Below are 18,402 nucleotides of genomic sequence, written 5' to 3'. Positions count from 1 at the left end.
GCGGAAGAAAAATAAGACACATCTATGTTTGTACGTATTGTAAAAATGAGTTTTGATCCATCAAGAATTGAAGAATTTTTAAAAAACTTCAAGGAGAAGAAAGAAAATATACGAAACTTTAAAGGCTGTCGTTTTTTAGAATTATATAGAGACAAGCAACAAGACCATATATTTTTCACCTATAGTTATTGGGAAACTGAAGCCGATTTAGAAAATTATAGAAACTCGGAATTATTTAAAGGTATCTGGGCAAAAACAAAACCAATGTTTAACGGAAAACCAGAAGCTTGGAGTGTGGATAAATTAGCTTCGCTTAAGTAAGCAGTGAGCAGTGAGCAGTGAGCAAAAAAAATACTGTTCTAGATAAACAGATAATACATAAAGAAAATACATAAACAAAGTATGCTAGCAATACTCAAAAAAGAAATAAACGCCTTCTTCGCTTCACCAATAGGGTATTTGGTGATTGCAATATTTTTATTGCTAAATGGTTTATTTCTATGGTTGTTTAAAGGAGAATTTAATATTCTAGATAATGGTTTTGCAGACTTATCTTCTTTCTTTTTACTTGCTCCTTGGATTCTTATTTTTCTTATTCCTGCAGTGACGATGCGTAGTTTTAGCGACGAGAAAAAACAAGGAACCTTAGAACTTTTACTCACCAAACCCATTAGCAATTTAAACATTGTACTTGGTAAATATTTTGGTGCATTTGTATTAATTTTAATGGCCCTTTTACCTACACTTCTTTATGTATACACTGTTAACCAACTTGGTAATCCGCAAGGAAATCTTGATACTGGTAGTACACTTGGTTCCTATTTTGGATTACTATTTTTAGTTGCAGCATACACTGCAATTGGATTATTTGCGTCTAGTATAACAGACAATCAAATTGTTGCCTTTATAAGCGCTGTGTTTTTGTGCTTGCTTTTTTATATTGGTTTTCAAGGTATAGCAGATTTTATGTCTAGTACTTTAATAGAACAATTAGGCATGAGTGCTCATTTTAAAAGTATGAGTCGTGGTGTTTTAGACACTAGAGATATTGTATATTTTTTAAGTGTAACCCTTATATTTATTCTATTTACAGCAAGAAACATTCAAACAAAACCTCTTATAAAAAAGGACTATTTGATTCTTATTTTATTGCCATTAGGGCTTTTGGTTTTTAATATCTTTTCTGCCTCTAGTGGTTTATACCAACGTTATGATTTAACACAAGATAAACGCTATACTATTAGTGATGCTGCTTTACAAATTATAGATAAAGTAGATTCCCCAATATTAATAGATGTATTTTTAGAAGGCGAAGATTTCCCAACAGAATTTAGAAGACTACAAGCAGAAACCAAACAACTTCTTGAAGAATTTGAAGCAGAAAACCCAAACATAAAATTCAGTTTTATAAATCCTATTGCAAACGAAGCTACTCGCGAACGTACCATGCAACAACTTAATGATAGAGGTTTAATCCCCATGCAATTAACGGTTCAAGAAAGTGGCAAATCTAGCCAAGCAGTAATTTTTCCTTGGGCATTAGCGAGTCATGATGGTGTGACGGTTAAAATTCCATTGGTAAAAACTAAAATTGGAGCTACACAACAAGAGCTAGTAACGAACTCCGTACAACATTTAGAATATGCTTTTGCCGATGGTTTTAGCAAACTTATAAATCCTAAAAAACGTAAAGTTGCTATTCTTCGAGGAAATAATCAATTAGAAGACAAATACATTTTCGATTTTGTAAAAACCATTGGTGATTATTATTTTATTGCTCCTTTTACTTTAGACAGCGTAGCTAGTAGTCCGCAAAAAACATCGAAAGCACTAAATGATTTTGATTTAATTATTTCAGCAAAACCTACAGAAGCTTTTACCGAAAAAGAAAAACTTGTACTAGATCAATTTACCATGAAAGGTGGAAAAAGTTTATGGTTGTTAGACGCTGTTGCTATCGAAAAAGACAGTTTATACAACCCTTCTGGAAAAGGGGTTGCCGTTGCAAGAGATTTAAACCTTACCGATTTCTTTTTTAAATATGGCGTTCGTATTAACCCAATTTTAATAAACGACCTCTACTCTGCTCCCATTACTTTAGCTTCAGGAGAAGGTAGCCAATCGCAATTTCAACAATTACCATGGTATTATTCGCCATTAGTAAATGCAGAAAGTAAACACGCAATAACCAACAATTTAAATCTAGTAAAATTTGATTTTGCAAACCAAATAGATACCTTAAAAAATAATATCGATAAAACGATTCTTTTAAAAAGTTCGGTATTGACCAAATTAGATGGCACCCCAAGAGAGGTTAGTTTAGAAATGACGCAAAAAGAACCAGACCCAAAACAATATAATAAAGGCAGTCAAAATCTTGCAATATTGTTAGAAGGTGCATTCACTTCGGTGTACAATAATAGGGTTAAACCTTTTCCAATTTCCGAAGAAATAAACACCAGCATACCAACTAAAATGATTGTTATTGCAGATGGAGACCTTATTAAAAACGATGTAGGTAGAAATGGACCACAAGAACTTGGTTTCGATAAATGGTCTGGACAAACATACGGAAACAAAGAATTTCTACTAAATGCTGTAAATTACCTATTAGACGACGATGGACTTATAAACATTCGTACAAAAGAAATAGCGGTTGCATTTTTAGATCCGAAAAAAGTAGCATCCGAAAAAACAAAATGGCAATTAGTAAACATCCTGTCACCATTAGTTTTATTAGGCGTTTTCGGATTTATTTTTAATTATTTCCGAAGAAAAAAATATGCAAAATAGCAACTTAAATGCGACCTGAAATCCCCTTTTTCAAGGAAACAAGTTGTTAATAAGTTTCTTTCCTTTTTCACTAGGTTTAAGATATATTTGTATCTATTCAATATTGAAACGAATTAACGTATTATATACATGAAATTTATAGTATCCAGTACCTATTTACTAAAACAACTACAAGTTCTTGGAGGTGTAATTAACAGCTCGAACACTTTACCGATTTTAGATAATTTTCTATTCGAATTAAATCATAACGAACTTACAGTTTCTGCAAGTGATTTAGAAACGACCATGTCTTCTAAGCTAGATGTAGAAAGTGATAACGAAGGTAGTGTTGCAGTTCCTGCGCGTTTACTTTTAGACACTTTAAAGACTTTTCCGGAGCAACCGTTAACTTTTGTTGTAGAAGAAAATAACACGATAGAAATTAGCTCTAACCATGGTAAGTATGCATTAGCATATGCCGATGGTGCAGAGTTTCCTAAAGCAGTAGCTTTAGAAAACCCAAGTTCTACAACTATTTCTGGCGATATTTTAGCTACTGCTATTAGCAAAACCATTTTTGCTGCAGGAAATGATGATTTACGACCAGTAATGAGTGGTGTCTTTTTTCAGTTCTCTACCGAAGGTTTAACCTTTGTTGCAACAGATGCACACAAATTAGTTAAATACACTCGCGAGGATGTAAAAGCGAGCCAAGTTGCAGAGTTTATTATGCCTAAAAAACCTTTAAATCTTTTAAAAGGAATTTTAGCTGCTAGTGATGATAATGTAACTATTGAGTATAACGATTCTAATGCAAAATTCACTTTTGAGAATACCGAATTAGTTTGTAGATTAATTGATGGAAAATATCCTAACTACGAAGCGGTAATTCCTAAAGAAAACCCGAATAAATTAAGTATCGACAGAACACAATTTTTAAACTCTGTGCGTCGTGTTAGTATTTTCTCTAACAAAACAACACACCAAATACGCTTAAAAATTGCTGGAGCAGAATTAAACATATCTGCTGAAGATATTGATTACTCGAACAAAGCAGAAGAACGTTTAACTTGTGATTACCAAGGAGACGATATGCAAATTGGTTTTAACTCGCGTTTTTTAACAGAAATGCTTAATAACTTAACTTCCGATGAAGTACAGTTAGAAATGAGTTTACCAAATAGAGCAGGAATTTTAACTCCTGTGGATGGATTAGACGAAGGAGAACAAGTAACTATGCTTGTAATGCCAGTGATGCTTAATAGCTAGATTTTTACTTTATTAATATAATTAAAAAGCAATTCTTCGGAATTGCTTTTTTTTTAACACCATATTTTCAAATTCTCTTTCTAAAACGGTAGTATTTTTACTACCTTTACAACAACCAATATCCTAAAAGATTCCCTTAAATCTAGATATTGCCAAGTAATGAAAACAATTAATCCAAAAAATGAAAAACGGCATTAAGCTATTCTTTCTCGTTACACTTTTCCTTGTGCAATTTTCATGTAAAAATGCTAGTGCTCCTTTAATTGGTGCTTGGTTACGCCATGATTTTAAAGCAGATTCGGAATATACAGTTACCTTTGAGGAAAACAATACAGGATTTATAGTAGATCAAAAAAAAACAGAAACTGGTATTATTTCTAATATTGTTTCCATAGATTGGAATGTTAAGAATGATTCATTAACGATATCACAAGACGGAAAAAATATAGTTACAACTTTTGAGTTCACATCAGATGGAAATCTGATTTTAGCAAACTTTTCAGGATTTGAATTTGTTAAGCAATAAGATTTTAAAATGTTTTTAAATAAAAAACGCAACCTTTTCGGGTTGCGTTTTTCTTTATCTAAGTAATTAACTAACTAATAAAATTAAAAGATAAAGGGTATGTTGGTGTTTCTCCATTACTTGCTTTTATAGCATTAATTATTGGGAAGATTATAGAAATAATTCCTAAAATAATAAAACCTAAAAGACCTAATCCAAATAAAAGGATTAATGGTACACATATAATGCAGTATACAATTAAGCTTAACTGAAAATTAATAATGTTTTTACCATGTGCATCCATTTCTTGCACTTTTTCTTTCTGAGTAACCCAAAGAATAAGCGGAAGAATTAAACTACCAAAACCAGTAACCAAAGTAATTAATTGGCTTAAGTGCGTGATAACTAGAAGTTGTTTGTCTTGTCTTTTCATGAGGATTGTGTTATTGATTGATACTTATAAGACGCACAACACCAAAAAATGTTACAAAAACTAGAGGAAATTATTAGTGTGGCAATTTATCTTTTAATAAACCATATAAAAAAGTACCAAATACAGCAGCAAATAAAACAATAAGTATTGGTAAATATCCTGCACCAATAAGCACAAAAATGGGTCCAGGGCATGCTCCTGCTAAAGCCCAGCCTAATCCAAAAATGATTCCTCCAATCATATATCTAGAAAATGATTTTTCTTTTGGAAGTATAACAATAGGTTTCCCGTCAAATGATTTTATTTTATAACGCTTGATCATTTGCACAAATAAAACCCCAAAAGCTAAAGCTGTTCCTATTATCCCATACATATGAAACGATTGAAACTGAAACATTTCATAAATACGAAACCAAGAAGCTGCTTCCGATTTGTACATAATTATTCCGAAGATAAACCCAATAAGTATAAATAATATCTGTTTCATCATTAAAAAATTAAAGGAAATACTAAATGTACCATAACCAGTCCTCCTATAAAGAACCCAATAACAGCAATTAAAGAAGGTAGTTGTAAATTACTTAAACCAGAAATGGCGTGACCAGATGTACAACCGCCAGCATATCTCGCACCAAATCCGATAAGTATTCCTCCTATTATTAAAATAAATATGGTTTTTATATCGCTTAAAGCGGAAATAGAGAATAACTCCACAGGTAGATATTGGTTTTCTGTTGCAATGTTTATACTTGCTAATGAAACTTTTGTTGCTTCACTAACTGCTGGCATTTCGGAAGTAGACAAATAATGAGAAGCTACAAAACCACCAAGCATTGCTCCTAAAACCACAAGTAAATTCCAACTGTCCATTTTCCAATCAAATCGAAAAAAATCACTTGCTTTACCTGCTCCGCAAATGGAACAAAATGTTCTTAAATTTGAAGACATACCAAACTTTTTCCCCATAAGTAATAGCAATAACATAGTACATGCTATTAAAAATCCAGAAATATACCAAGGCCAAGGTTGTAAGAAAAATTCCATAAATAAATTTTTGGCAAAAGTACATGCTAAAAACGTATTTATGGAATATAAATCGAATAAAAAATGTAATAATCTATTTCACACTACAACCTGTAACTTCTTTCTTCACTCCTAATTTTACTAAAATAGTTTCTAAAAGGCACCATTTTGTAAACGCAGATTGAATTAAATTAACACCTATAAATACCGTAAACCACATCCATTTTGGACTTACATAAACCGTTAAAACAACGCTTAAAAGCACCATAAAACCTACTATAATTCTAAAATATGTATTTAACATTTTAATTTCTTTTTAATTATTTATAATTCTTTTTTTCTATCATATAATACACAAGCGGAACAACTAATAAAGTCAATACTGTAGAAACAATTGTTCCTCCCATTAATGAGATTGCTAATCCTTGAAAAATAGGATCAAACAGGATTACAAATGCCCCTATAACAACCGTTCCTGCAGTTAATAGTATTGGAGTTGTACGTACTGCACCAGCTTCAATTGCTGCTTGTTTTAAGGGAACTCCTTCTTCGGTTCTTAAGTTTATAAAATCAATTAATAACACGGAGTTTCTAACCATAATACCAGCTAAAGCTATCATTCCTATAAAAGAGGTTGCTGTAAAGAATGCTCCCATAATCCAGTGACCAAGAATAATTCCAATTAAGGATAATGGTATAGCAACCATCATCACAATTGGTGCTTTAAAGTTTTGAAACCATCCTACAATTAATATATATATCAATATAATAGCTCCTAAAAAGGCAATTCCTAAATCTCTAAATACTTCTAAAGTAATTTGCCATTCACCATCCCATTTTACGGTATAATCATCTTCAAAATCAGGTTGCCCTAAATACATTTCATTAATAGTATAGCCTTTTGGTAACGGAATTTCTTTTAATTTTTCTTCCATACCTAAAATGGCATAAGCAGGACTTTCTAATGCTCCAGCCATATCTGCCATGACATATACTACACGTTTTTGGTTTTTACGATAAATACTTTTAGCTGCAGTGTTTTCTGTAATACTTACTAAATCTGCAATAGGAACCATATTTCCTTGTTTCGATTTTACTTTTAATTGTGAAATATCTGTAATTGTAGATTTCTCTTTTTCATCTAGTGCCAACACCAAACCTACTTGGTTTACCGCATCTTCATCATATAAATTGGTAATTGCTCTATTAGACAATGCCATATGCATAGTATACGCTATTTGCTGTGGCGCAACTCCATATAACATGGCTTTTTCTTTGTTAATCTGAAATTGATATTCTGTTTGATTCGCTTCCACCATCCAATCAATATCTACAACGTCGTCTGTGTTTTTTAAAATATTTTGAACACTATTCGCTATTTTTATTTGCTCTTCATAATCTGGCCCATAGACTTCTGCTACAATTGTAGAAAGTACTGGTGGTCCTGGTGGCACTTCCACTAATTTTACATTAGCATGGTATTTTGCTGCTATTTTTTGAATATCTGGACGCAGTAATTTAGCAATATCATGACTCTGTGCTGAGCGCTCTTCTTTATCTAATAAATTAACTTGAATATCTGCCATATTGCTTCCACCACGTAAATCATAATGACGTACCAATCCATTAAATGTTATTGGTGCAGAAGTACCAACATAGTTTTGGTAATTCACTACTTCTGGTCGCGTAGCTAAATATTGTGATATTTCTTGGGCAACTACTCCTGTTCGCTCTAAGGTAGTTCCTTCTGGCATATCAATGACAACCTGAAACTCATTTTTATTATCAAATGGCAACATTTTTACGGCAACCGATTTGGTAAAAAACAGTACCATAGTTCCCATCAATACAAGAAAAGTTAGACCTAAAAACATCCATCGTTTCCCTTTACTTTCTAATAACGGACGTTCAAATTTGTTATATATTTTATAAATAAGCGTATCTTCTACTGCTTTTTCGGGTTTTTCTTCTACTCCTTTTTTGTCCTTTTCTCTTAAGAAAATATATCCTAAATATGGCGTAATAGTCAAAGCAACAAATAACGATAAAATCATAGCGATAGACGCTCCTATTGGCATGGGTGCCATATATGGTCCCATTAATCCAGAAACAAAAGCCATAGGTAAAACCGAAGCAATAACCGTAAATGTTGCTAAAATGGTTGGATTACCAACTTCATTAATTGCATATAAAGCGGCTTGTTTAAAAGGCAAGCGTTTCATTTTAAAATGCCTGTGCATATTTTCGGCAATAATAATAGAATCATCTACTACAATTCCGGTTACAAAAACTAATGCAAATAATGTTATACGGTTTAAAGTATAATCTAACATATAGTAGCTCAACAAGGTCAAAGCAAAAGTAATTGGAACCGATAAAAACACGACCAATCCACCTCTCCAACCCATTGCTAACATTACAACAAGTGTAACGGCAAAGATAGAACCAATTAGATGTAACAGCAATTCAGACACCTTATGCGAAGCGGTTTCCCCATAATTTCTAGTAATTTCTACATGTACATCATCTGGAATTAAAGTACTGCGTAAATGCGCTACTTTATCAATAATTACTTCTGCAATTTTCATGGCATCTGCACCTTTTCTTTTGGCTACCGAAATGGTAACCGCAGGATATTCAGACTTATATTCTGCAGATTTTTCTGCACCTTTTCCAAAACCTAAACTCACATAATTTTGTGGTATTTCTGGGCCATCAACAATTGTAGCAACTTGTTTTAAATAGATTGGTTGATTTTGTTGTACACCAACCACTAAATTTTCCACATCGTTAACTGTTTCTAAAAACTGCCCAGTGTTTACCAAAAACTCTTTATCGTTTTTATCAAAACTTCCAGAATTTAATTGACTATTATTGGCTTTTATCATTTCAGAAACCGATAAAAAATCCAATCCGCTAGCTGCTAATTTATCTTTATCTAAAACCACACGTAATTGACGATTTCTACCACCAATTTTATGCGTCATTGCTACATCATTTATTTTTTTAATTTCTGCTTCTAACTCTTGAGCCATCTGACTTAATTGATAGTCGTCATACTTTTCACTCCACAAGGTTAAACCTAACATTGGCACATCATCAATTGCTCTTGTTTTTACCAACGGAAAGGTTACTCCTGCTGGCATTTGATCCATATGCTTATTAATTTCGTTGTATAATTTCACAAAAGAACGTTCAATATCTTCGCCTACATAAAATTGTACAATGACCATTCCTTGCTCTTTCATAGACGTAGAATACACATACTCTACCCCTTTTATATTCGAAATTAATTGCTCTAATGGCTTTATTACTCGCGATTCTACTTCGGTAGGACTAGCTCCAGGATACCCTACAAAAATATCTGCCATTGGTACGTCAATTTGTGGCTCTTCCTCACGTGGAATTAAAAATGAGCTATACACACCAACAACCATAAATACAATCATTAACAACACGGTTAATTTGGATTGCATAAAGATTTTGGCAATTTTACCTGCGATTCCTTCTTTCATAATTGTTATCTTTTTTCATTCCCATGAGGCTGGGAAATTTTATATTTTTGGGCGTTTTAACAGGCTATCCGTTACAATCTTTTTACTTGTTCTCGATACAAATTTGCTTAGGCAAATTCACTCAAACGTACGTAAAAAGGATTTCCTCTTCTATCCTTAACGCGGCTTTTTAGTTATTGAATAGAGATTTTAGCGCCATTAAATAGTTTTCCTTCTGCCGAAACAATATAGGTTTCTTCAGCATTTAAACCAGACAATACTTCCACTTGATTACCAAAGGTTCTACCTAAACGTAACCAACGTAGCATTGCGGTATTACTTTGGCTTACCGTATACACTCCAGACAATTGTCCGTTGGTAACAATAGCATCCGTTGGTACTAAAACCATAGACGATTTCACTTTGCGTTCTACAGGAAACTGCACGGTGGTAAACATTCCAGATAATATATTAGCATCGGTTTTATCTAAAGCTATTTTTACTAAATATTGTCCTCCAGTATTTTTTGCTGAAGTACTCACTTCTGTTACTTTTCCTTTTATAATTTGTTTTATAGATTTCACCAAAACATCTACAGTAGTTCCTTTTTTAATTTCAGAAATTTCTGTTTCTGGTACCATTGCCATCACTTCAAAACTACCTGGAGATTCTATACTAATTAATGGCATTCCTGGATTTGCCATATTGCCTGCTTCTACATTTTTACTAGTAACTGTACCATTAAAAGGAGCCGTAATATTACTGTATGCAAATTGTGCATTGATTTCGTTTTTCATTTGTCTTGCTCCTTCTAAACGTGCTTTAGCCATATTAAAATTAGCAGTCATATCATCCATTTCTTTTTGAGATGCACTTTGGTCTGCAAACAAATTTTTATAACGATTATAATCTTTTTCTGCATTGGTATACGCAGCAGTGGCTTCTGTTATTCCTGCATTAACTTGCGCACGTTTCGCTTGTAAATCACTATTATTAATCGAAACTAAAAGTTGCCCTTTACGTACTTTATCTCCAACATGTACGTGAACTTTATTTACGTATCCCATCATTCTTGTACTTAAATCAGCACTGTTAGCAGCTTGTATTTTTCCACTAACACTTAAAAACGGACTATTTGCATTTGCTTCTATTGGACTTACTTTTACAGCAATTGCTGGTGTATTATCTACAACAATTTTTTTGTCTTCGCTACCACAACTTGCTAGTAACAATGCAAAAGAAAAAGTTAGAATTGTATATATTTTTTTCATCTTAAAAATTTATTCTTTGGTTAAAAATTGTACGTATGCTTGTGTATAATTATATTCAAAAATGGTTTGATAATATTCTAATTGTTTTTGGGAGTATTGCGTTTCTGCAAGTAATAAATCGGATGTTTTTTCTAAACCTTCTTTAAATCTGTTGGTTCTAATTCTTAGTGATTCTTCCGATTGCTCTAAAGCCAATGTGGTAAGCTTTAATTTATTCTCCGCATCTATAAAAGCACGTTTTGCTTTATTCAATTCTAAATTGCTTTTTGATACGTATTGCTTATATTCTAATTTAGATTTCTCCAATTCCGATTTACTTTTTTGCGCTTTACCAAAACGCTTAGAACCTTGAAAAATATCCCAACTTAATTGTGCTCCAAATAAATATCCATTAGCATCACCTTGAAATATTTGATCATCATATAACTCATAACTACCAAAAGCATTTAATCTTGGTAAAAATGCCATTTTATCTGCTTTGTTTATAGCTTCATATGCATTGGATGCCATTTGCATTGCTTTAATATCCGAACGATTTTCGGAAACTTTTTTATCTTCCATAGTAAACGAAGCAACTGTTAATTCATCTGTTGGAGTATACACCACATAATTTTCATCATGCATTAAAAAAGACAGATAATTAGATGCATTTTGCACATTACTCTTTGCAGTTTGCAACTGGTTTTGAACTTCGGTTACACGAACTTCTACATTTAAAACATCTGCGCGTTGTAAATAGCCTTGTTTAAAACTATTATCTGCTAATTTTTTATTTGCATTTGCAGCTTCTAATGCTTTTTCTAAAACATTTACCGCTTTATATGCTAGTTGTAATTGCATATAAGCTTTCTCTACTTCAAAAGCTAAATAATCTTGGGTTCGTTCTGTTTTTAAAGACATGGCTTCCATTTTAGACTTAGCCGCTTTACGTTGAAAAATACCATCTACATTAATTAATGGTTGTTGTATTTCAAACTTTGTAGCATAATTTTCTATTTGAGAAGGATCATTTAATAATGCAGGATTAAAATCATTTTGTGTTAATATTTCCTGATTTAATTTAGATCCAAAAGCCATTAAAGGATTTGTTGTAGCAATTGCCGTATGACTAGCTGTAATATTTGGTAAAAACACTGCATTGGTTTGTCTGTAATCTGCTTTAGCTTGCTTGAACTCTTCTTCTGAAATTTTAATACTTGTATTATTTTCAGAGACTTTAGCTAAGACTTCCGCTTTAGCAATTGGCACCATTTCTTGGGCTTTTATCGATATTGAAAAAGCCAAAAGTGCTAAGGATATATAAAAATGTTTTTTCATTAATTAATATTTTACCATACAAAAGTACATTAGAAAAACACCGAAGTCAGTAACAAAAGTTACCAAGCAATTAAAGGCGCTTTTAAAACTATTTTTTATGTGGTTTAAAGCGGAATGGCTTACTTTTGAAAACTATATGGATTCATTAACTCAAATTGTTTTAGGAGCTGCAGTAGGAGAAGCTGTTTTAGGTAAAAAAGTTGGAAATAAAGCCATGCTTTATGGCGCTATTGCTGGAACCATTCCCGATTTAGATGTGTTTGCTTCCTTTTTTACAGATACCGTTTCTGCACTTTCCATACATAGAGGGTTTACCCATTCGATTGTATTCTCTATATTCTTTGCTCCTGTTTTTGGATGGTTGGTATCTCGCTACGAAAAATTTAAAGATTTTAAAAGTTGGTCCTGGTTATTCTTTTGGGCATTTGTAACACATCCAATTTTAGATGCACACACTACTTGGGGAACGCAATTGTTCTGGCCTATGGATATGCGATTAGCTTTTAAAACCATATTCGTTATAGATCCTCTTTATACTTTACCGTTTTTATTTTTTTTAATATTAGCAATGCGACAAAAACGAACATCCAACAAACGTCGTTTGTATAATAACTTTGGATTGCTATTGAGTTCTTTCTATTTACTACTCACTTTTCTTTTTAAAGGCATCGCATTTAAACAATTTGAAAAAGCTTTACAAAACCAACATGTCGAATATTTACAATTGGACACTAGACCTTCTCCTTTAAACACCATTCTTTGGAGTGCTAATGTAGAAATTGAAGATGCTTATTTATTAGGAAATTATTCGTTTTTTGATAGTCAACCTATTTCTTTTGAAACCTATCCGAAGCGTCATTATTTGTTAGGTAATTTAATTAAAAACGAAAAGGTACAACGTATGATTGCAATTTCTGAAGGTTGGTATACTATATCTGAAAAAGAAGGTGTTCTTTATTTTAATGATTTACGTTTCGGATTGTTAAGCTTAAAACCAAAAGCAGATAATTTTGTATTTCAATACAAGATAGAGGTGGATACTATAGAAAATGTAAAATTTATTGAAATGCCCAAAAACAATAGAGATGGTAAACGATTACTAGCAGATTTATGGACGCGTTTAAAAGGGAATTAAAAAATGAAAAAGCATTTATAATTTCTTACAAATGCTTTTTACTAACCAACCAAAAAAAAACTGATAACCACATCAGTTAACTCTATTTACTGTTTATAAGTTGCATGACATTGCACACAATAGTTTAATGTATTTGAAAGTGCATTAAGAGAATGCTCCTTATTTCTTTTTTTTAAAATTTCACTCATTTTATCTGCACTTTTATGAAATTCTAGTCCCATATTTTCAAACCCTTTATCACCAAAAGAAGCACACATTAACTTCATTTCTGTAGTAGACCCTAATTTAGTATATGCTACTTTAGAAGCTTCATCATACTTTTCTTGAGAAAGAAGTAAAGTAATTTGTTGCACAGCTTCTAAATGACTTCTCATATTAGAAAGTTGATGGTTTTTCTGCATTGGATTTAATTTTAGAGAAATACGACCATCATCGATACTCATTGGCTCGAATACTGTTTTTTCTTTTGTTTTATGGGCTTCCTTTTTTTGTTCATTTTGACAGGAAAAAAATCCTAAAAAAATAAAACAAATAATTACACGTACTATACTTTTCATTTTTTATATTTTGCTTTGTCTTGTTCCTCCATGACCTCCAGCAACTACTAGCATAATTTTTATGCTTAAGTATATAAACTTAAAAAACTGCAGGATAGGATTCATCATTTTAAATCTTTGATATTTTGATATTCTTTGTGTCATGATTTTGTCTTTTAAAAAATTTCTTATTCCGGAATTAACCACCAAAAAGGTTTCATTTTAGCTTTATAAATAAAAGCATAATGCAAGGCTAATTTTAACCAATGGCCTGCTAAGCCTATTTCTCCAAAGGTTTTACCTAATTGTCTTCCTTGTGTTTTAGGATATTTTTCATAATCTGGAACTATTGGATATGTAGTAATACTAACACCACTTCCCTTAGTCATTCCGTAACCAGCTGAAGCAATACAAGCTGCCCCCATATTTCCTAAACTTCCTTTATGTTCAAGCGATTGTTTACCATTTTTAATAGAATCTATAATATTATCTGCTACCAATTTTGCGGTAATACCAGAAGGCATTCCTGTTCGTGGTGGTGCAGGTGCAATTACAGTTCCATTTTTACTCGTTCTAGGTTTAGAAATAGCATGTGGAGGAGCAAATGCTATTCCTGGTGCAAATATGTTTTTATAACTAGGATTTTGATAGGTTTCTGGCCAATCTTTAACCGACCATTCTTCATAAGGTTTTGGAGTATAATCTGCATCTACTAACATAAAACCTTTAAAAAGTTTTTCTGTAATATCCTTTTCGTTTTTATCATAAGCTTTAAACCCATGCCCTGAAAACGAGGGGATTAACATGGCAAAATCATAAGATTCTGATTTGTGTTCACCATCTAAGTTTTCATAATACGCAACCCCTTCTTCAATTTTATTAACACCTGCGCCAAGTATCCATTTAATATCTCTATCCTCAAAAATCATTTCGACCATTTCATGCGATTTCATGGTCATGCTTCCATAACTTAATAGCATACCATCCATACCGAAATCACCTAATTGGTATTCATTAGAAATCCATGTAACTTCTGCCATATCACGCACATTATGGTTGCGTAATTCTTGTTCTACATTTAAAATATACTCAAAAGCAGCACCTTGACAGGTAGATTTTGCGTGACCTGTACCAATTAAAATTTTGGCTTTTTTACCCGCTTTCATTTGCTGAATTACTTCATTTAAACCTTCCCAAGCATGGTCTGCATGTGTATATGTACAAACAGAATAGGTCTTGTTTTTACCAGGAATTAAACCTTCAGTTGCTTCAAAATTCAATTTTGGCCCTGTAGCATTAATTAAATAATCATAAGTCACTTTTTCCTGTTCTCCCTTATTTTCTCCAACAACATATTCTGCTAAAACATAAGGTTTTTTTTCAGTCTTATCTCCTTCTGGGTAAAACGAAATTGCTTTAGCTTGTTTATAACCAATACCTTTCTTTTTATACAAAGGCGCTAATGGAAACAAGATTTTTTCTGATTTCATTCTTCCAATTCCAACCCAAATATTAGAAGGGACCCACTGGTAATTACTGTTAGGAGACACTACAACTACTTCGTGTTTTTTCGGCAATTTTCTGCGTAAATGTGATGCAGCTACGTGACCTGAAATTCCAGCTCCTAGAATTACAATTTTAGACATTTTATATGATTTAATTTTTGATTTACAATTATAAATTAAGATTCTATTCAACTTATACTATTTATAAGTTCATGTGCATTACACTTCTTAACTACACTATAAAGGTTGCGTTTTTAAATAAGCTACACAGTAACTTTTGTTACACAAAAAAAGCAGCTAATTAGCTGCTTTTTTGTTCATTTTATTATCTAAGTACGTAATAAACAAGAGACCTAAAACACCCCCTAAAATGGAGACCAAACAGTTTATAAAAAAGGGAAAACTATGAAATGTTTCATTATGCATAATGGACCAAGGATCAAAACCTAATCGACCAAAAGATTTAATAAAAAAGATACTTCCAAAAACACCAACTAATGTATTTCCTGTAAAACCAAAAGAATATTGTTTTTTAAAGTAAGCAAATGTATTTGCAGCTAGGATTCCTATAAAAATACTAATTAATGAGATTAATGTTCCTGTCATAACGATACTGTTTTATTAATGTTCGCCATAGCCAACATCATCCATTTTACCTTTAAAAACACGATATTGAATAACCATATAAATAGCGACTAAAACTACTGCTATTGCAAACCAATACACACCAACAGACAAACCATATTCATGGGCTGCTACATTATATAAAGTTAAATCTGGATTTATTGAATTTGTAGAAGGTAGTACTTTTGGGAAAATGGAAGCTACTGTTGACGCTAATCCTCCTGCTAAAAATAAAGAAGAAAATAAAAATCCTTTACCATGTTTTTGGAAAGATTTCACTTTAAACAACCCAAATAATCCTATAAAAGTGATTATTGGAAAAATCCATAACCAAGGTTTATCTAAAAAATTATGAAAAGGTTTAGGTTCTATAACATGCCAAACTAGAAGTGAAATAACGACTAAAGCCAACAATACAAAATTAAGGTTAAAAACGACGCGTTTTAATTTTTCATTTAAATCGGAATTCGTTTTAAAAATAATCCAATTGGCACCATGAATGGTTAAAGCTACTACTCCAACAACACCTAATAAAACGGTAAACCAATCTAGTATTCCTAATTGCTCTGCTTGTGGACTAAACGTTGGATTCCAAAGTGGCAAAAAGAAATAATGTGCTTCGTGCGTTGAAACCCCATCTACAACACCTCCCAAATTAACTCCACGTACAACATTACCTAAAGCGACACCAAAAAAGAGTGCTAATAATAAACTGGATATTCCAAAAGCTTTATCCCAAATAGTTTCCCACATTTTATTGTGAATCTGTCCTCTTAACTCTAAACCAATTGCTCTAAAAATAAGTAACCATAAAATCATCATTAAGGGCAAATAAAAACCGCTAAAAGAAGAAGCATATAAAGTTGGAAAAGCAAAAAACAACACTCCACCAGAAGCAATTAACCAAACTTCGTTTGCATCCCAGAAAGGGCCAATAGCATTAGTAATTGCTTTTTTATCTTTTTCTTTTTTAGCAAAGAATAAATGAATAATTCCTGCTCCAAAATCATAACCGTCTAAAATTACATAAACAGCTAACATTGTCATTAAAACGATATACCAAAATAATTCCATAATTAGTGTTGATTAAGTTGTGGTCCTTTATTTATAATTTTTCCTGCTAGCATTAAAAACAATAAGCCTAGTAGTAGGTATAGACCAATAAAACCAAGTAAAGTAAATAAGGTGTTCCCGGAAGAAACCGTTGGAGATGCACCATCTGCAGTACGTAATAAATTGTAAACTAACCATGGTTGTCTACCTAATTCTGCAGTATACCAACCAGTCGTATTTGCAATATATGGAAATGGAAGCATAAATAATAAGGACCATAAAATCCATTTTGTTTGGTATAGTTTTTTACGAAATAACTGCACAGATGCTAGTAACATTAAACCAATAAATATAGTACCTAAACCAACCATAATATGATACGAATAATACAAGCCTGGAACATTAGTAGGATGTACACTTTCATCAAATTCGCTTAAACCTTTAATTTGAGCATCCCATTCTTGATAGGTTAAAAAGCTTAAGATATTTGGAACTGCTATTTTATTATCTAGTTTTTTTTCTAACATATTAGGTTGCCCAATAAGAACAATTTCTGAACCACCATCTTCGGTTTCAAAAATCCCTTCCATTGCTGCAAACGTTGCTGGTTGATGTTTTACTACATTTTTTGCTACTAAATCTCCTGTTGGAAAAGCCACTAACAAACTAGAAATCAAACCGAATACAACGCCAGTTTTTACAAACAGTTTTCCAAACTCATGATGCTTATTGTTTAACAAATAGAAAGCTCCTATTGCAGCAACAACGAAAGAAGAAGTTACTAAAGATGCAGCTTGATTGTGCAAATAAGAAGGTAATAACCAAGGATTAGAAAACAAAGCACCAAAATTATTTAAAACGAATTTTCCATTTTCTAAAATCTCATAACCTACGGGATATTGCATCCAAGAGTGTGTTGCAATAATTAAATAACCACTTGCCCAAGAGCCTAAAAAAACGAGGAAACCAGTAAGAAAATGAAGTTTATGACCTAAAAGCTTTTCTCCGAATAAAAAGAGCCCTAAGAAGGACGATTCTAAAAAGAAAGAAAACATGCCTTCCATGGCTAAGGTTTGTCCTATAATACCCCCTGTAAGTTCTGAAAATTTTGCCCAATTAGTACCAAATTGAAACTCCATAGGAATACCTGTTACAACTCCCATGGCAAAATTAAGGGCGAAAATTTTCATCCAAAATTTCGCAGCATCGTTATATTTTTCCATTTTAGAGTAGAGAAATTTCCCTTTAAAATAGACTATCAATAACGATAAACCCATAGTTAATTGTGGAAATAAATAATGGAATGTGATAGTAAATGCAAATTGCATTCTATCGTAAAAGAGCATATCTTCCATAATAAAAGACTTTTTAAACAATAAATTTATTCTGTAAAGATATTTTAAATACTTTTTAAACTATGTAACATATGTAACTAAAAATTCTATAAATTATGAAAATCTGCATT

The 18,402-nt window shown here is 32.1% G+C and carries 18 protein-coding genes; 5 read left to right on the top strand and 13 right to left on the bottom strand.

What is annotated here, in order from left to right; all coding sequences use genetic code 11:
• Positions 1-24: 24 nt before the first annotated feature.
• From Q4512_RS10965 to Q4512_RS10950, 4 genes are all read left to right on the top strand, one after another.
• Positions 25-321 (top strand): putative quinol monooxygenase, encoded by a 297-nt coding sequence (locus Q4512_RS10965; RefSeq protein ID WP_303424373.1) that lies wholly within the window; start codon positions 25-27, stop codon positions 319-321.
• 81 nt (positions 322-402) lie between these two features.
• Positions 403-2,793 carry a gliding motility-associated ABC transporter substrate-binding protein GldG gene (gene gldG / locus Q4512_RS10960; RefSeq protein WP_303424371.1) on the top strand — a complete coding sequence of 797 codons (2,391 nt, stop codon included), beginning with the start codon at positions 403-405 and terminating at the stop codon, positions 2,791-2,793.
• Positions 2,794-2,922: 129 nt separating this feature from the next.
• Positions 2,923-4,041, top strand: a complete 1,119-nt coding sequence (dnaN, locus tag Q4512_RS10955; RefSeq protein ID WP_303424369.1) for a DNA polymerase III subunit beta — start codon at positions 2,923-2,925, stop codon at positions 4,039-4,041.
• Between the two features lie 181 nt (positions 4,042-4,222).
• Complete coding sequence (locus Q4512_RS10950; RefSeq protein WP_303424368.1) at positions 4,223-4,567, top strand: hypothetical protein; 345 nt, start codon at positions 4,223-4,225, stop codon at positions 4,565-4,567.
• Positions 4,568-4,637: 70 nt separating this feature from the next.
• Here the strand turns inward: Q4512_RS10950 and Q4512_RS10945 are convergent, their stop codons facing one another.
• From Q4512_RS10945 to Q4512_RS10915, 7 genes are all read right to left on the bottom strand, one after another.
• Positions 4,638-4,979: a DUF4870 domain-containing protein gene (locus Q4512_RS10945; RefSeq protein WP_303424366.1), complete on the bottom strand. Its 342-nt coding sequence runs from the start codon at positions 4,977-4,979 to the stop codon at positions 4,638-4,640.
• 73 nt (positions 4,980-5,052) lie between these two features.
• Positions 5,053-5,466 (bottom strand): YeeE/YedE family protein, encoded by a 414-nt coding sequence (locus Q4512_RS10940; RefSeq protein ID WP_303424365.1) that lies wholly within the window; start codon positions 5,464-5,466, stop codon positions 5,053-5,055.
• 2 nt (positions 5,467-5,468) lie between these two features.
• Positions 5,469-6,023 (bottom strand): YeeE/YedE family protein, encoded by a 555-nt coding sequence (locus Q4512_RS10935; RefSeq protein WP_303424363.1) that lies wholly within the window; start codon positions 6,021-6,023, stop codon positions 5,469-5,471.
• 73 nt (positions 6,024-6,096) lie between these two features.
• The gene (locus Q4512_RS10930; RefSeq protein ID WP_303424361.1) at positions 6,097-6,306 is read right to left on the bottom strand and encodes a DUF2892 domain-containing protein; all 210 of its coding nucleotides are present in this window, start codon (positions 6,304-6,306) and stop codon (positions 6,097-6,099) included.
• Between the two features lie 16 nt (positions 6,307-6,322).
• A complete protein-coding gene (locus Q4512_RS10925) occupies positions 6,323-9,517 on the bottom strand; it encodes an efflux RND transporter permease subunit (protein ID WP_303424360.1) in 3,195 nt (1,064 codons plus the stop codon).
• Positions 9,518-9,690: 173 nt separating this feature from the next.
• A complete protein-coding gene (locus Q4512_RS10920) occupies positions 9,691-10,767 on the bottom strand; it encodes an efflux RND transporter periplasmic adaptor subunit (protein ID WP_303424357.1) in 1,077 nt (358 codons plus the stop codon).
• Positions 10,768-10,776: 9 nt separating this feature from the next.
• Positions 10,777-12,084: a TolC family protein gene (locus Q4512_RS10915; protein ID WP_303424355.1), complete on the bottom strand. Its 1,308-nt coding sequence runs from the start codon at positions 12,082-12,084 to the stop codon at positions 10,777-10,779.
• 136 nt (positions 12,085-12,220) lie between these two features.
• Between Q4512_RS10915 and Q4512_RS10910 the strand changes: the two genes are divergently transcribed.
• Complete coding sequence (locus tag Q4512_RS10910; RefSeq protein WP_303424681.1) at positions 12,221-13,219, top strand: metal-dependent hydrolase; 999 nt, start codon at positions 12,221-12,223, stop codon at positions 13,217-13,219.
• A gap of 86 nt (positions 13,220-13,305) precedes the next feature.
• Here the strand turns inward: Q4512_RS10910 and Q4512_RS10905 are convergent, their stop codons facing one another.
• The 6 genes from Q4512_RS10905 to Q4512_RS10880 form a co-directional block, all read right to left on the bottom strand.
• On the bottom strand, positions 13,306-13,776 hold the full coding sequence (locus Q4512_RS10905) for a hypothetical protein (RefSeq protein ID WP_303424354.1): 471 nt from the start codon (positions 13,774-13,776) through the stop codon (positions 13,306-13,308).
• A gap of 3 nt (positions 13,777-13,779) precedes the next feature.
• Positions 13,780-13,920 (bottom strand): hypothetical protein, encoded by a 141-nt coding sequence (locus tag Q4512_RS10900; RefSeq protein ID WP_303424353.1) that lies wholly within the window; start codon positions 13,918-13,920, stop codon positions 13,780-13,782.
• 23 nt (positions 13,921-13,943) lie between these two features.
• Positions 13,944-15,401 (bottom strand): NAD(P)/FAD-dependent oxidoreductase, encoded by a 1,458-nt coding sequence (locus tag Q4512_RS10895; RefSeq protein WP_303424351.1) that lies wholly within the window; start codon positions 15,399-15,401, stop codon positions 13,944-13,946.
• 156 nt (positions 15,402-15,557) lie between these two features.
• Entirely contained in the window at positions 15,558-15,866 is a 309-nt protein-coding gene (locus tag Q4512_RS10890) for a hypothetical protein (protein WP_303424350.1), read from the bottom strand.
• Between the two features lie 15 nt (positions 15,867-15,881).
• The gene (gene cydB, locus Q4512_RS10885; RefSeq protein WP_303424349.1) at positions 15,882-16,958 is read right to left on the bottom strand and encodes a cytochrome d ubiquinol oxidase subunit II; all 1,077 of its coding nucleotides are present in this window, start codon (positions 16,956-16,958) and stop codon (positions 15,882-15,884) included.
• Between the two features lie 2 nt (positions 16,959-16,960).
• Entirely contained in the window at positions 16,961-18,292 is a 1,332-nt protein-coding gene (locus Q4512_RS10880) for a cytochrome ubiquinol oxidase subunit I (RefSeq protein WP_303424348.1), read from the bottom strand.
• Between the last annotated feature and the right edge of the window lie 110 nt (positions 18,293-18,402).

This window comes from Oceanihabitans sp. 2_MG-2023 (assembly GCF_030547245.1).
Classification (GTDB): Bacteria; Bacteroidota; Bacteroidia; order Flavobacteriales; family Flavobacteriaceae; genus Oceanihabitans.
This window is presented reverse-complemented; position numbering and strand designations above follow the sequence as displayed.

Bases quoted from the DNA above. Each gene is read 5' to 3' on its own strand.
- Q4512_RS10945 (WP_303424366.1), bottom strand. From the start codon at position 4,979: ATGAAAAGACAAGACAAACAACTTCTAGTTATCACGCACTTAAGCCAA.
- Q4512_RS10890 (WP_303424350.1), bottom strand. From the start codon at position 15,866: ATGACAGGAACATTAATCTCATTAATTAGTATTTTTATAGGAATCCTA.
- Q4512_RS10915 (WP_303424355.1), bottom strand. From the start codon at position 12,084: ATGAAAAAACATTTTTATATATCCTTAGCACTTTTGGCTTTTTCAATA.
- cydB (WP_303424349.1), bottom strand. From the start codon at position 16,958: ATGGAATTATTTTGGTATATCGTTTTAATGACAATGTTAGCTGTTTAT.
- Q4512_RS10895 (WP_303424351.1), bottom strand. From the start codon at position 15,401: ATGTCTAAAATTGTAATTCTAGGAGCTGGAATTTCAGGTCACGTAGCT.
- dnaN (WP_303424369.1), top strand. From the start codon at position 2,923: ATGAAATTTATAGTATCCAGTACCTATTTACTAAAACAACTACAAGTT.
- Q4512_RS10930 (WP_303424361.1), bottom strand. From the start codon at position 6,306: ATGTTAAATACATATTTTAGAATTATAGTAGGTTTTATGGTGCTTTTA.
- gldG (WP_303424371.1), top strand. From the start codon at position 403: ATGCTAGCAATACTCAAAAAAGAAATAAACGCCTTCTTCGCTTCACCA.
- Q4512_RS10900 (WP_303424353.1), bottom strand. From the start codon at position 13,920: ATGACACAAAGAATATCAAAATATCAAAGATTTAAAATGATGAATCCT.
- Q4512_RS10940 (WP_303424365.1), bottom strand. From the start codon at position 5,466: ATGAAACAGATATTATTTATACTTATTGGGTTTATCTTCGGAATAATT.
- Q4512_RS10950 (WP_303424368.1), top strand. From the start codon at position 4,223: ATGAAAAACGGCATTAAGCTATTCTTTCTCGTTACACTTTTCCTTGTG.
- Q4512_RS10880 (WP_303424348.1), bottom strand. From the start codon at position 18,292: ATGGAAGATATGCTCTTTTACGATAGAATGCAATTTGCATTTACTATC.
- Q4512_RS10910 (WP_303424681.1), top strand. From the start codon at position 12,221: ATGGATTCATTAACTCAAATTGTTTTAGGAGCTGCAGTAGGAGAAGCT.
- Q4512_RS10965 (WP_303424373.1), top strand. From the start codon at position 25: ATGTTTGTACGTATTGTAAAAATGAGTTTTGATCCATCAAGAATTGAA.
- Q4512_RS10935 (WP_303424363.1), bottom strand. From the start codon at position 6,023: ATGGAATTTTTCTTACAACCTTGGCCTTGGTATATTTCTGGATTTTTA.
- Q4512_RS10920 (WP_303424357.1), bottom strand. From the start codon at position 10,767: ATGAAAAAAATATATACAATTCTAACTTTTTCTTTTGCATTGTTACTA.
- Q4512_RS10905 (WP_303424354.1), bottom strand. From the start codon at position 13,776: ATGAAAAGTATAGTACGTGTAATTATTTGTTTTATTTTTTTAGGATTT.
- Q4512_RS10925 (WP_303424360.1), bottom strand. From the start codon at position 9,517: ATGAAAGAAGGAATCGCAGGTAAAATTGCCAAAATCTTTATGCAATCC.